At 40.3% G+C, this 14,035-nt stretch carries 16 protein-coding genes; 10 read left to right on the plus strand and 6 right to left on the minus strand.

The genetic code is table 11. The features are described 5' to 3' along the window. Positions 1-5: 5 nt before the first annotated feature. The 3 genes from IGI63_RS08800 to IGI63_RS08810 all read right to left on the minus strand — a co-directional run bounded on the left by IGI63_RS08800 (position 6) and on the right by IGI63_RS08810 (position 2,156). On the minus strand, positions 6-677 hold the full coding sequence (locus IGI63_RS08800; protein ID WP_002354825.1) for a methionine ABC transporter permease: 672 nt from the start codon (positions 675-677) through the stop codon (positions 6-8). After that, on the minus strand, positions 674-1,396 hold the full coding sequence (locus tag IGI63_RS08805) for a methionine ABC transporter ATP-binding protein (protein WP_429975678.1): 723 nt from the start codon (positions 1,394-1,396) through the stop codon (positions 674-676). The genes IGI63_RS08800 and IGI63_RS08805 overlap by 4 nt, the downstream gene beginning before the upstream one ends. Before the next feature lie 361 nt (positions 1,397-1,757). Next, positions 1,758-2,156: an OsmC family protein gene (locus tag IGI63_RS08810; RefSeq protein WP_429975679.1), complete on the minus strand. Its 399-nt coding sequence runs from the start codon at positions 2,154-2,156 to the stop codon at positions 1,758-1,760. A 200-nt stretch (positions 2,157-2,356) separates the two neighbouring features. Here IGI63_RS08810 and rpsN point away from each other — a divergent pair, with 200 nt between their 5' ends. From rpsN to IGI63_RS08835, 5 genes are all read left to right on the plus strand, one after another. Beyond that, positions 2,357-2,626: a 30S ribosomal protein S14 gene (gene rpsN / locus IGI63_RS08815; protein ID WP_002354822.1), complete on the plus strand. Its 270-nt coding sequence runs from the start codon at positions 2,357-2,359 to the stop codon at positions 2,624-2,626. A gap of 110 nt (positions 2,627-2,736) precedes the next feature. Then, positions 2,737-2,886: a 50S ribosomal protein L33 gene (gene rpmG, locus IGI63_RS08820; RefSeq protein ID WP_002354818.1), complete on the plus strand. Its 150-nt coding sequence runs from the start codon at positions 2,737-2,739 to the stop codon at positions 2,884-2,886. Positions 2,887-2,901: 15 nt separating this feature from the next. Further along, a complete protein-coding gene (locus IGI63_RS08825) occupies positions 2,902-3,876 on the plus strand; it encodes a CobW family GTP-binding protein (RefSeq protein WP_429975680.1) in 975 nt (324 codons plus the stop codon). A 34-nt stretch (positions 3,877-3,910) separates the two neighbouring features. Beyond that, the gene (locus IGI63_RS08830) at positions 3,911-4,033 is read left to right on the plus strand and encodes a putative metal homeostasis protein (RefSeq protein ID WP_002383181.1); all 123 of its coding nucleotides are present in this window, start codon (positions 3,911-3,913) and stop codon (positions 4,031-4,033) included. 20 nt (positions 4,034-4,053) lie between these two features. Next, positions 4,054-5,583: a metal ABC transporter solute-binding protein, Zn/Mn family gene (locus IGI63_RS08835; protein WP_429975681.1), complete on the plus strand. Its 1,530-nt coding sequence runs from the start codon at positions 4,054-4,056 to the stop codon at positions 5,581-5,583. 57 nt (positions 5,584-5,640) lie between these two features. On the opposite strand, the gene IGI63_RS08840 is transcribed toward IGI63_RS08835, so the two are convergent. The 3 genes from IGI63_RS08840 to IGI63_RS08850 form a co-directional block, all read right to left on the minus strand. Further along, a complete protein-coding gene (locus IGI63_RS08840) occupies positions 5,641-6,615 on the minus strand; it encodes a tRNA dihydrouridine synthase (protein WP_002413934.1) in 975 nt (324 codons plus the stop codon). A 187-nt stretch (positions 6,616-6,802) separates the two neighbouring features. Then, positions 6,803-7,573: an ABC transporter permease gene (locus IGI63_RS08845; RefSeq protein WP_002354811.1), complete on the minus strand. Its 771-nt coding sequence runs from the start codon at positions 7,571-7,573 to the stop codon at positions 6,803-6,805. After that, the gene (locus IGI63_RS08850; protein ID WP_002354809.1) at positions 7,566-8,501 is read right to left on the minus strand and encodes an ABC transporter ATP-binding protein; all 936 of its coding nucleotides are present in this window, start codon (positions 8,499-8,501) and stop codon (positions 7,566-7,568) included. Before IGI63_RS08850 ends, IGI63_RS08845 begins: the two co-directional genes overlap by 8 nt. Positions 8,502-8,758: 257 nt before the next feature. Here IGI63_RS08850 and IGI63_RS08855 point away from each other — a divergent pair, with 257 nt between their 5' ends. From IGI63_RS08855 to IGI63_RS08875, 5 genes are all read left to right on the plus strand, one after another. Next, on the plus strand, positions 8,759-9,178 hold the full coding sequence (locus IGI63_RS08855) for a PTS sugar transporter subunit IIA (RefSeq protein WP_429975682.1): 420 nt from the start codon (positions 8,759-8,761) through the stop codon (positions 9,176-9,178). A 12-nt stretch (positions 9,179-9,190) separates the two neighbouring features. Continuing rightward, the gene (locus IGI63_RS08860) at positions 9,191-9,682 is read left to right on the plus strand and encodes a PTS system mannose/fructose/N-acetylgalactosamine-transporter subunit IIB (RefSeq protein ID WP_002354800.1); all 492 of its coding nucleotides are present in this window, start codon (positions 9,191-9,193) and stop codon (positions 9,680-9,682) included. A 16-nt stretch (positions 9,683-9,698) separates the two neighbouring features. Beyond that, the gene (locus IGI63_RS08865) at positions 9,699-10,514 is read left to right on the plus strand and encodes a PTS mannose/fructose/sorbose/N-acetylgalactosamine transporter subunit IIC (RefSeq protein ID WP_002365419.1); all 816 of its coding nucleotides are present in this window, start codon (positions 9,699-9,701) and stop codon (positions 10,512-10,514) included. Further along, entirely contained in the window at positions 10,511-11,338 is an 828-nt protein-coding gene (locus tag IGI63_RS08870) for a PTS system mannose/fructose/sorbose family transporter subunit IID (protein ID WP_002354796.1), read from the plus strand. The genes IGI63_RS08865 and IGI63_RS08870 overlap by 4 nt, the downstream gene beginning before the upstream one ends. A gap of 147 nt (positions 11,339-11,485) precedes the next feature. After that, positions 11,486-14,005: a sigma 54-interacting transcriptional regulator gene (locus IGI63_RS08875; RefSeq protein WP_429975683.1), complete on the plus strand. Its 2,520-nt coding sequence runs from the start codon at positions 11,486-11,488 to the stop codon at positions 14,003-14,005. Positions 14,006-14,035 lie beyond the last annotated feature (30 nt).

A 14,035-nucleotide genomic window follows, 5' to 3' on the forward strand; every position in this document is an offset into this window, starting at 1 on the left:
TCCTCCTACTTTCTTTTGTCTAGTTTTTGGGCAATGAAGTTCCCAAGCATTTGTAAAATGAAGACCAGTGCAATCATAATCACAATGGCAACATACATAATACCGTATTCATACCGTTGATACCCGACACGAACTGCAAAATCGCCAATCCCGCCGCCACCAACAACACCCATCACCGTGGAATATGAAACCATACTCACTGTCGTGGTTGTGTAAGCAAGGACCAATCCGCTACGTGCTTCCACCAATAAAAAGTGCCAAATGTATTGGACTTTCGAGGTACCTAACGAATTAGCTAAAAAATAAATTTCTTCTGGAACATCCAACAGCACTTGTTCAACCAAGCGAGCAAAAATCGCGATCGCAACAATACTCAATGGCACAGATGAAGGAATTGGGCCAAACGCCTTTCCTAAAACAGAACGAGTGACTGGAATCAACGCAATCACAAATAATAAATAAGGAAACGAGCGAATAACAGTTACAATGAAATTTAAAACCCAGTACAGCCAAGGTTGATGCCCTTTGACTTTCGGATTAGCCAAAAATAGTCCTAAGCCTAAAGGCAAGCCAACAAGCAAACAGATAGCCATCGAAATCGACATCATAATCCCTGTTTCTTTTAAACCAATCAGCATAGATGGCCAATATTCGGCAAAGGTTTCTGAAAAAGTCATGGACGCAAACTCCTTTCCACTTTTTCTAAATAGGAAAGCGGTTCTTCCTCATATTGCTGAGGATTATTCAGAAATTCGCCAATTAACTGACCTTTTTCCATCACTAAGATACGATTACATAAGCGCTTCACGGTTTCTAATTCGTGACTGACAAAGAAAATAGTCGGTCGGAATTCCTGATGCGTCTTATGTAATAGTCGAACGATACTTTCTGTATTTTCTTCATCTAATGAACTCGTTGCCTCGTCACATAATAACCATTTTGGATTACGGCTCAACGCTCGAGCAATAGAGACACGCTGTTTTTCCCCACCAGAAAGCTGAGCAGGATACGCTTCTGCCTTATGGGCCATATCAACAAACGTTAATAAACGCTCAATTTTTTCAGGCTGTTTCTCTTTTAAAAGTTTCAAAGGCAACGCAACATTATCATAAATTTTCAAATTTTCTAACAAATTGTAATGCTGAAACACCATCCCCATTTGTTGTTGCTGCTGGCGAACTTCTTTTTTAGAGAAGGTTTGAACATTTCTACCATCAATACGAATCTCCCCTTCACTCGGTTGTTCCATTAAATTCAACAAACGTAACAACGTGGACTTGCCAGAGCCACTTTTCCCAACAATCCCAACGATTTCTCCTGGTTGGACAGAAAAGTGAATATTTTTTAACGCGTGTGTCTCTTGATAGACTTTCGACACATTCACTAACTCAATCATGATTACCTCCTAAAGGCCGACAAACAAACTATAACAACTAAAAAAACTGTATAACAATTAAAGTAATTCTGTGAAACGATTTAAAAAAACTATTACGAATTAAAAAATAACACACGTTTCAAAAAACAGCGTTATATCAGAGATGTAACTACTTACATCATCTACTAAAACAGAAAAAAAAGCAACCTTTTTATTTGTGAAAAAAACACTATCTGTTTTTTGTCTGTATTATTTTGTACAAATGAATTAAAAATTTCCTGTTTCTACAGCTATTTCCCCACGCTCCTCTAAAAAAAGACATTCTCAGAAACGAGGCATCCAAAAAGGGAAAAGCGCTCGTAACGATAATGTCTCTAATGGTTTACTTTTTAAATACAACTGTTTCTTCGACAGTAATTCTTTCAGCCAATGATTGAATCACTGGACAGTTTGGGGAGACAAGCTTCAAACACCGTGTCGCCCGTTCTTGAAAGGCTTCTGGAACAGTCACATAAAAGAGAATCGTCACCTGTTTTAATGGTTGTGCGCGTCTCTTTACTTCTCTTGAATACGTGACTTCTATTTTTTCAAACTCAAAGGGAATGTGCGAATTTTCCAAAACGGATTGATACACGTATCCCCCACAAGCGCCAATTGCCGAAACGAGCATTTGAACTGGCGAATATCCCTCTTCTTTTGCTAACACCCAGCGCGCTGTTTTCGTTTGTAATTCAAATTTTTCCACACCACGAATAATCGTCAAACGTTCTACCATTGCCATCTTCACTCCTTTTTACTCTTTCTTAAAAGATACTACAAAACAGCGCTAAAACAAACATTTCTAACTTCTCAACTTAGCAAGTCCTAAAAAAAACGAAATTCTCACTTGACAAACAACGCAACACCTGATAATATACTTCCGTTCAAATCGTAACCATTACGATTTAGATTTTATAAATCCAAAAAGAAAGGAAGTGCCTTATGGCTAAAAAATCAAAAATTGCTAAAGCAAAAAAACAACAAGCAATGATTGCAAAATATGCGCCTATTCGCCAAGCCTTAAAAGAAGCTGGCGATTATGAAGGTCTTAGCAAATTGCCAAAAGATGCTCATCCAAGTCGCTTAAAACTCCGCGATCAAACAGATGGGCGCCCACGTGGCTACATGCGTAAATTTGGCATGTCTCGGATTCGTTTCCGTGAATTGGCTCACCAAGGCTTGATTCCTGGCGTCAAAAAAGCAAGCTGGTAACTCATTATTTCGATAAAGACAACTAGCGAGGACAGTCGCATTTGGGCTGACCTCGCAGCCCCCTTTATCTTTTATACGCAATTAAAAAAATCAAATTGGAGGACGGTACTATGCGCCAAACCATTACGTTAGCTTGCGCTGAAACTGGCGAGCGCCTTTACTTAACAAGTAAAAACAAACGAAATACACCAGAAAAATTACAGCTGAAAAAATATTCACCAAAACTACGGCGCCGCGCACTTTTCACTGAAGTCAAATAACAGGAGGAAAACTTGATGGGCATTCCAATCACCATTGTTTCTGGCTTTTTAGGCGCAGGAAAAACAACCTTAATTAACCATGCGCTTGCGCAGTCACCGTTTCCTAAAGAAGAAATTATTATTATTGAAAATGAATTTGGTCAAACAGGCGTTGACCACGCATTACTTTTACAAACCACGGAACGAATTATTCAATTAAATAACGGTTGCATGTGCTGCAGCTTACGAGGAGATCTTCTTGCCTCTTTATCAGCAATCTTAGAAGTGTATCAAGAAGAACAACAACCCATTGCCCAAGTCATTTTAGAAACAACGGGCATTGCTGATCCGCAACCAATCATTCAAACAATTTTAACGACCCCGCACATCAAAAATCATTTCTATATAGACAGTCTCTTAACGGTCGTTGATGGGCATCATTGGCAACAACAGCTTCAAGAATCCGAAGCCATCAAACAACTGGCCTTAGCAGATCGCCTCTTTTTTTCTGTCAAGGAACCAGCAGACAGCACTCAGCTACCAACGTTCCAAGAAACCCTTCGTACCATTAATCCTTTTGCTGATATTTTATCCTTTCAAGCCAACGAGCCTCTTTTGGCTAGTGACTTTTTTCAATTAAATAAGTTTACGGCAACACTTACAGAACACGAAATGACTCATTCCCCGCATGAGCACGCCCACGAGCATCATCACCATACCTTTCACTCCCTTACGTTAACGGCGTCCTCAGCCCTCAACGAACCTCTTTTCACTCGTTGGCTTGATTGGTTAATGTATACACATCAGGAAAAGTTATACCGTTTCAAAGGGATTCTCGCCTTACAGGAGCATGACTTGGCCATTGCCATGCAAGGCGTCAACCGGCAAGTGGCCTTTCAAATGACGAATCAACCCCCTCAAGAAACGACAATTGTTCTGATTGGCAAAGAATTAGAGACAAAAAAAATTCAAGAAACCTTTCAAACCCTCAACAAAATAGCTACTCCGTAAATTATTTTTTTACGAAATGGAGGTCCTATATATAATGGAAAAAACTGACTTATCTAGCGCTTATCGTCGACTGAAAAGTCCCAACATCAAAACACGAAAACGCGCACTTAAAATCATTAAAGAACATAAGCGCAATAAACAAAAGAAAATTGCGTAATTCACTAAAGGAGCACACCTATGAAAAAATTTACTCTTCCCCTGTTAGCCGCCTTATCGCTAATCCTTTTCGGCGCTTGCGGCAAAACAAACACCTCTGATAAAACCGCTGACGGTAAAGAAAAACTATCCATTGTCACGACTTTTTATCCTATGTACGATTTCACTAAAAATATTGTAGGCGATGAAGGAGACGTCAAATTGTTAATCCCTGCTGGTTCTGAACCTCACGATTATGAACCATCCGCCAAAGATATGGCTACCATCCATGATGCGGATGTTTTCGTTTACCACAATGAAAATATGGAATCTTGGGTACCAAAAGCTGCTAAAGGCTGGAAAAAAGGAGCCCCGAACGTCATTAAAGGTACCGAAAACATGGTCTTACTTCCCGGCAGTGACGAAGACGGACACGACCACGAACATGGCGAAGAAGGCCACCACCATGAATTAGACCCGCATACTTGGGTTTCGCCTCATCGTGCCATCCAAGAAGTCACAAACATCAAAGAACAATTAGTCAAACTTTACCCTAAAAAAGCCAAAACATTTGAAACAAACGCAGAAAAATACTTAACAAAATTAACAGCCTTAGACAAAGAGTTCCAAACAGCTTTGAAAGACGCTAAGCAAAAAAGTTTTGTTACCCAACATGCTGCATTTGGTTATCTTGCCTTAGATTACGGCTTAAAACAAGTGCCAATAGCTGGTTTAACACCTGAACAAGAGCCAACAGCAGGGCGTTTGGCAGAGTTGAAAAAATATGTCACAGACAATCAAATTCGCTATATTTATTTTGAAAAAAATGCCAACGATAAAATTGCTAAAACGTTAGCTGACGAAGCAAATGTTCAATTGGAAGTCCTAAACCCGCTAGAAAGTTTGACACAAAAACAAATGGACAATGGCGAAGATTATCTTTCTGTAATGAAAGAAAACTTAACCGCTTTGAAAAAAACAACAGATACAGCTGGGAAAGAGGTTCAGCCAGAAACCTCTGAAAAAACAGAAAAAACCGTGGCTAACGGCTATTTCAAAGACAGTGAGGTGGCTGAGAGAACACTGGCAGATTACGCTGGAAATTGGCAATCCGTCTATCCTTTATTAAAAGATGGCACATTAGACCAAGTCTTCGATTACAAAGCGAAACTGAAAAAAGATAAAACACCAGCCGAATACAAAACCTACTATGATGCCGGCTATCAAACCGATGTCGACCATATCAACATCACTGATTCCACCATTGAATTTCTGGTCGATGGCAAACCACAAAAATTCACCTATAAAGCAGCCGGTTATAAAATTTTAAACTATGCAAAAGGCAACCGTGGCGTCCGTTTCCTTTTTGAAACAGACGATGCCAATGCTGGGCGGTTTAAATACGTCCAATTTAGCGACCACAACATCGCACCAACGAAAGCCGCTCATTTCCACATCTTCTTCGGCGGCGATAGCCAAGAAAGTCTGTTCAATGAAATGGACAACTGGCCAACGTATTATCCAAACGACTTAAGCAAACAAGAAATTGCCCAAGAAATGATTGCGCATTAAGCATTCAAAAGAGAGGAGATAGCATTAGCTAAAATGCTGCCTCCTCTCTTTTTTTATTTAGTCAAGCACACCATGTTCTGCTTCAAACGTCGCTAACAACTGGCGCACTTCATCCGTTGATTTTGTATTCATTAATTGTGCTCTTAAATCACTGGCACCTGGAAAGCCTTTGACATAAATTTTAAAGAAGCGATGCAACCCAACAATGGAGCGAGGCACCAATTCCGCATATTTGTCTTGCAAATCCAATTGTAAACGTAGCAAGCCCAGCAATTCTTGTGGCGTATGCGTTTTGGGTTCTTTTTCAAAGGCATAAGGATTTTTAAAAATCCCCCGGCCAATCATGATGCCATCTACACCATATTGTTCTGCTAATTCTAGGCCCTTTTGACGATCGGGAATATCCCCATTAATCGTAATTGTCGTTTGCGGTGCGACACGGTCCCGAATAGCCATAATTTGCGGAATGACCTCCCAATGAGCATCCACTTTGCTCATCTCTTTTCGTGTTCGCAAATGAATGGATAGATTCGCAATGTCTTGCTCTAATAAATGCGTGATCCATGCCTCCATTTCCGCCATTTCAGTAAACCCAATGCGTGTTTTGACACTAACAGGTAAGCCACCTGCTTTGGCGGCGTCAATCAATTCAGCCGCGACTTCTGGGCGCAAAATTAGCCCGCTGCCTTTTCCACGCTCAGCCACGTTGGGCACAGGACAGCCCATATTTATGTCTAATCCTTGAAAGCCCATCTCCGCTACGCCGATACTCATTTCACGGAAAAATTCCGGTTTATCCCCCCAAATATGTGCCACCATCGGCTGTTCATCTTCTGTAAAAACGAGGCGCCCGCGCACACTGTCTTTTCCTTCAGGATGACAATAACTATCTGAATTAGTAAACTCTGTAAAAAACACATCTGGCGCCCCAGCTTCTTTCACGACATGACGAAAGACCACATCAGTGACGTCTTCCATTGGTGCTAAAACAAAAAAGGGCTTTGGCAATGTTGCCCAAAAATTCTTGCTCATCTTCATATACTCCGTTTCTGATTTTTTCTTTATTTTCAACGACAACTTGTCGACATATTCTGGTGCGAAACATTGCTATTATACAGGGAAATGCACGAAGAATCAAAAAAGCATACTTAGAAACAAGAAAACTGTCTGAATCTGCTCGCTAGAATGAGTGATTCAGACAGTTTAATCTTTTTACGGCTTAACTACGTAAGCCACGCCCTGTTTCTACAAGGTACCAACAAATGCCATATAAAACGACAATAAATAAGATTAAAATGGTCATAGAAATACCAATTGGCACATCTTGAACCCCTAGGAAACCGTAGCGGAACCCAGAAATCATGTAAACAATCGGATTAACTTTTGAAACAGCTTGCCAAAATGGCGGCAACATGGAAATGGCATAGAAAACCCCACCCAAATAGGTTAAAGGCTGTAACACAAAGGTCGGCACAATCGATACATCATCATAGGATTGCGCAAAAATACCATTTAACAAACCAGCTAAAGAAAAGAGAATCGCTGTCATCAATAAAGTCATGATGACCATCAGCCAAGAAACAACGTGCAATGGGACGAAAAATAGAGAAATGATGGTGACTAACGCACCGACCAAAATACTACGACCAACGCCACCAATCACAAATCCCCAAATAATCACATGAGTTGGAACTGGCGCCACGAGAATTTCTTCGATATTTTTCTGGAATTTTTGTGAGAAAAAGGAAGATGAAACATTGGCATACGAGCTTGTAATGGCTGACATCATAATTAAACCTGGCACGATAAATTCCATATAAGAAAAACCGCCCATATCGCCAATTCGCCCGCCAATCATTTTCCCAAAAATCACAAAATATAAGGACGTCGTAATCACTGGCGGTACCAGTGTTTGGACCCAAATTCGTAAATAACGGTTGGTTTCCTTCACAGCTAAACTTTTTAAAGCAGTAAAATACAGACTAAACATGTTGATCCTCCCTTTGGTACGTATCCTCGGTAATCTTCAAGAAGAGCTCTTCCAAACGGTTGGACTTATTCCGCATTGACAATACTTTGATTCCTTGTTGACTTAGCTGTTCAAACAAGTGATTGACTCCTTGGTTTCGTTCTACTTCCACCGCTAACGTTAACTCGTCCTCAAATACGCTTTGATAGCCTTCAATAACTGGTGCCTGCGTATAAGGTGCTAAATCAAAAATAAACGTTTCAAATTGTAATTTTGCTAACAAGTGCTTCATGCTGGTGTTTTCAATCAATTCACCAGACTGAATAATCCCAATGTTGCGACACAACATCTCAGCTTCTTCTAAGTAATGGGTCGTCAAAATAATCGTGGTTCCCTGCGCATTTAACTCTTGTAAAAAGGCCCACATTTCACGGCGCAATTCAATATCGACACCTGCAGTTGGTTCATCTAAAATCAATAACTTCGGCTCATGCATCAGCGCGCGAGCAATCATCAAGCGACGTTTCATTCCGCCAGAAAGCATTCGCGCCCGTTCGTTCCGTTTTTCCCATAAATTGGATTGTTTTAAATACTTTTCACTCCGTTTCATGGCTTCTTTACGAGACACCCCATAATAGCCCGCTTGATTGACCACAATCTGCTGGACCGTTTCAAACGGATTGAAGTTAAACTCCTGCGGCACTAACCCAATCTGTTGCTTCGCCCGCACCATCTCCGTATCTAAATCATACCCAAAAATTTTGACTTTCCCCGAAGTCTTATTAACTAACGAGGTCACAATCCCAATCGTCGTTGATTTTCCTGCGCCATTCGGTCCCAAAAGAGCATAAAAATCGCCTTCTTCGACTGTTAAATCAATCCCCCGCAACGCTTCAACACCTGAAGCGTACACTTTGCGTAAATCTTGTATCACAAGAGCATCAGTCATTCGTAACTCTCCTTAATGTATAAATATTCATGAGTATTATTGTAACACTTCTCGATAAAAACGGGGGTTATTTTGATTAAATTTCACAGTTTTGCTTAGCTATTTTTCAACAACAAACTAGCCAACGAATAACGTGTTTATTTTGACTTGAAACTGTTTAAACAGTTTCAAGAGCGTTAAAACCCTTTCAAATCAAGGATTTAGAGTTCTCTTTTTTTGGCACAGAACTTGCTTTATATAAAAGTGAGGTGAAAAGAATGAAAAGAAAATTTTTAATTGCTAGTCACGGAAACTTAGCGAAAGGCTTCCAAAGTTCCTTGGATATTCTCGCAGACAAAGGAAAAGAGCTGGCGGTCATCAATGCCTATGTGACTCCTGAAGACTACACGCCAATTATTCAAACGTTTCTTCAGTCCCTTGGCGCAGAAGAACAAGCTATTATTTTAACAGATTTATATGGTGGTAGTGTCAATCAAAAAATTGTTCAAGAAGTCATGACGACAAAACCAGACAATGTTTTTATCATTTCCAATGCCAACTTAGCCATTGCCTTGTCGCTGATTTTCTTAAAAGAAGGCGAAAAGCTAACCAAAGAAGATATTCAAGCAGCAATTGCTGAAGCACAAATTCAATTCGTTGAATTAAACCCATCAAATGAAAAAGAAAACTTTTTTTAGGAGGAAATTAAAATGATTACACAAGTACGAGTAGACGACAGATTAATTCACGGCCAAGTAGCCGTAGTTTGGACCAAAGAATTGAATGCCCCCTTATTAGTTGTAGCGAATGATGAAGCAGCCAAAAACGAAGTAATGCAAATGACGTTAAAAATGGCTGTCCCCAATGGCATGAAACTATTAATTCGCTCAGTCGATGATGCGATTGATGTCTTCAATGATCCTCGTGGCAAAGACAAACGAATTTTTGTAATTGTGAACAGTGTAGCGGATGCTACTAAAATTGCGAAAAACGTGACAGATATTGAAAGTGTGAATGTTGCCAACGCTGGCCGCTTTGATAAATCAGATCCAGCCACCAAAACAATGGTTTTCCCAAGTGTCCAATTAAACCCTGAAGAGTTAGAAGCTGCCAAAGAATTAGCCAGTTTGACTCACGTGGAAAGCTATAACCAAGTACTGCCAACCAACTCAAAATTAAGTCTAAAACAAGCCGTCAATTAAAAGGAGGAAATGAACAATGCTTATGCATGCAACAATGGCAGCCTTAGCTGTATTTATCTGTTTTGCTGGGAATTATTTAACTGGTCAAAGTATGATGGAACGTCCCTTAGTCGTTGGATTAGTCACAGGAATTTTAATGGGCGACATGAAAACAGGGGTCTTAATGGGGGCCTCTTTGGAAGCAATTTTCTTAGGAAACGTTAATATCGGTGGTGTTATCGCAGCGGAACCTGTAACTGCGACTACTTTAGCCACAACGTTTGCAATTATTTCAAATGTCGAACAAAAAGCCGCCATGACGTTAGCCGTACCAATTGGGATGTTAGCCGCTTTCGTGGTGATGTTTTTAAAAAATGTCTTTATGAATATCTTTGCTCCTTCTCTTGACAAAGCAGCACGTGAAGGCAACCAAAAAATGGTTGTGACACTGCATTACGGAACGTGGATTATTTATTATTTAATCATCGCTTCGATTTCATTTATCGGAATTTTAGCAGGAAGCGGGCCAGTAAATCTGTTTGTTGAAAGCATTCCACAAAATTTGATGAACGGCTTAAGCGCAGCTGGCGGACTTTTACCTGCCGTTGGGTTTGCTATGTTAATGAAACTGTTATGGGATAATAAATTAGCCGTCTTTTACATTTTAGGCTTTGTTTTAACCGCGTACCTACAATTACCAGCCGTTGCGGTAGCGGTCATCGGGACAGTAATTTGTGTCGTGAGTGCCCAACGGGATGTAGAATTTCGCGACATTCTAAAAAGAAAACCTGCGGCGTCTTCTGCGGTTGAAGGCAGCGCGAAAGAAATCGAAGAGGAGGACTTTTTCGCATGAAGTTAAAAGAGAATTTATCTAAAGAAGAGAAAAAAATGATGCGCTCTGTTTTCTGGCGTTCTTGGACGATGAATGCTAGCCGGACAGGAGCTACACAATACCACGCAGTGGGTGTCATGTACACTTTACTCCCAGTTATCAATCGTTTTTATAAAACCAAGGAAGAACGGGCCGAGGCATTGGTGCGTCACACCACTTGGTTCAATGCAACCATGCATATCAATAACTTCATTATGGGGCTCGTTGCTTCGATGGAAAAACAAAACAGTGAAGACGAAAACTTTGATGCTAGCTCTATTACAGCAGTTAAAGCCTCACTAATGGGGCCACTTTCAGGCATCGGTGATTCCTTCTTCTGGGGCATCTTGCGTGTCATTGCTGCTGGTATTGGGATTTCATTAGCCAGCACTGGTTCGCCATTAGGGGCGATTGTCTTCTTACTTTTATACAACGTTCCTGCGTTCTTAATTCACTATTATGCGTTGTATAGCGGCTATTCAATCGGTGAAAGTTTTATCCAAAAAATGTACGAATCAGGCGGAATGAAGATACTCACAAAAGTATCAAGTATGCTAGGCTTAATGATGATGGGCAGTATGACTGCTTCAAATGTAAAATTCAAAACGATTCTTGAAGTTTCCGTTAAAGGAAGCAAAGACGTAGTTAAAATCCAAGACTATTTGGATCAACTATTCGTCGGTATCGTACCATTAGCCGTGACGTTACTTGCTTTCTGGCTATTACGCAAAAAAGTCAATGTTAACGTGGTGATGTTTGGTATCATGTTCTTAGGCATCTTGCTAGGATTACTAGGCATCTGTTAAAATTGAAACAATAAACATTTAATTATTAAACACTTAGAGCCTGAGACAAAAATCCAAAGTGATTTTTATCTCAGGCTTAAAAGCTGATAAACGGCGGGAACAGAAGCAACCCCTGTCCCGACCTCTCTTTTGGAAGGACGATGAATCATGCGCTTGGAGACCTACCAACACTTAGTTGATATTTTAGAAACCAGCAACACCCCGATGAGCACACAAGAAATTGCCACAAAAATTCAATTAAGCCGCTCGGTAACCAGCTTATACTTAAATAAATTATTGGAAAAAGGTGAAGTCCAACAAACGGGAAAAAAACCCGTTTATTGGCAATTAACCCGTGCAACAACCCCCACGACCGATGTGTTTCGACAATACATCGGTAGCCAAGGCAGCGCCAAAAAAGCCATCGAACAATGCAAAGCCGCTATGTTGTATCCCCCATTGGGTATGCCTTTATTAATCCATGGAGCCAGTGGCGTCGGCAAAAGCTTTTTGGCAAAGCTGATTTATGAGTATCTAAAAAACGAACAAATCATTGGCCTGGAAAAATTCTACACCTTTAACTGTGCCGATTATGCCAACAATCCCGAATTACTGTCATCCATTCTCTTCGGCCATACCAAAGGCGCATTTACTGGAGCTGAATCAGAAAAGCAAGGACTCTTGGCCCAAGCCAATAATTCCGTACTCTTTTTAGATGAAGTACATCGATTATCCAACGAAAACCAAGAAAAACTCTTTCAGTTTATGGATACAGGAACCTTCCGCCCCATTGGTGAAGAAGGAAAAATGGTGCATTCCAAGGTCCGGCTACTATTTGCAACCACCGAAAACCCGAAAAAAGTCTTATTACCAACCTTTTATCGCCGAATTTCCGTAATCGTCTCACTTCCGAACTTCAAAAAGCGCCCCATTCGAGAACGGATTGCGATTTTAAAAAACTTATTCCACCGAGAAGCGAAACGAATGACCAAAGACATCAACGTGGACGAAGAAATCTTTACGGCATTATTAGAAAATGACGAACCTGGCAACGTGGGGAGTTTATCCAACAAAGTGCAGCTCCTTTGCGCGTCGCAATTACGAAAAACTTTGCCCAATCAACCTGTCGTCATTGGCGATGCGACTCAACCAATGATTGCGATTCCTTTAGACAAAGAAGTGTTAGAAGAAGACACACTTTCTTCCGATATTTTCGCAACATTTGAAGCCTTGTTTACAAAAGAAAAAACACTGGCCCACTTAAAAACTGAACTGACACAATTCATTAAATATTGTTTAGACGATGAAATAACCTTGGAAAATGATTATTTTTTACAAAACCTAGTCACGGAAGTCCAAACCAAAAACAAACTAATTATTAATCAACCTGAGCAAACTGAAAAACCGATGAAAGATGTTGCCAAATTGCTGAAAATTTTACCGCCAACATTTAACGAAACAGTGCTCCTTCCAGTCCAAACACAGTTAAAAGAACACTATCCGCGAACGGTTTCCCTCGTGAAAAACTTAGTCAGTCCGCTGCCAGAAGAATACCGTTTCTTGACAGAGGTACTCTTATCTGTATTACTTAGCGGAGAAATTTCTGAAACGATTCCTTACCAAGCTCTCCTCGTGGCGCATGGTGAATCGACTGCCACAAGTATTCAAGCCGTTGCCAACAAATTATGTGGTACCTATATTTTCGATGCGATTAACATGCCCTTAACCTCCTCCGTCCGAGATATCGTCGCCGAAGTTAAAGACTGGCTTTCTCAGCGGGACACATCACAAGGCGTCATTATGCTCGTCGATATGGGTTCCCTGACACAACTTTATAAAAGTTTGAAACCGCAAATTCTTGGAGAACTCTTGGTGATCAATAACCTGACCACTGCCTATGCGTTGGAAATTGGTCATCAATTAATGAACGAACAACTTTTCTATGGTATTGCTAAAACCGCTGAAAAAAAATTTAAAACCGATGTACAGTACTTTGAAGGCTTTTCAGTGGAAAAAAATATCATTGTCTCTAGTATTTCAGGTCTGGATATTGCCAAGCAAATCAAACAAATCTGTCAAAAATACCTGTATACTGATATTAAAGTCATTACCCTAAAATACAAAGATTTGGTAAACACGTTAGACATTGCCAACGCCGAAGAAAATTATTTAAAAGAAACCTCGCTCATTTTGACGACGTCCTACTTAGACAATCATACGAATGTTGCTAGCGTGAATCTCTTAGACATGTTAGACGAAGATGCAGGAACCCAGTTGATGGAACCTTTCCAAAACTTGATGCATCCCAATAACATCGATAGCATGATTAACGAATTTGTTCACTTCTTCTCGAAAGAGGGCTTGTCAGAAAAACTAGAATTTCTAAATCCTGACGTCATTATTAAACAAGTCGAAAACGTTACAAAAAACATTGAAAAACGCTTCGACCTCACACTCAGCGGCAAAATGAAATTTAACTTAATGATGCACAACGCGCTCATGGTAGAGCGAACCATGCTCGGCGTTGAAGACTATGAAATCCCTGCTAACCTAGAGGAACTAACCATTAACCAAAAACCATTTTTCCAAAATGCTAAAAACATTTTCTATACCCTAGAACAGTTTTATCGAATAGAGATTTCCAACTGGGAACTCTATGTGATTTATGAAATTTTGTCTTCTCGGTGAGGGTTATAAGGAGAGTCTCTTTTGTTCAGA

Source organism: Enterococcus sp. DIV0086, from assembly GCF_050498705.1.
In the GTDB taxonomy this organism is placed as follows: Bacteria; Bacillota; Bacilli; order Lactobacillales; family Enterococcaceae; genus Enterococcus; species Enterococcus faecalis.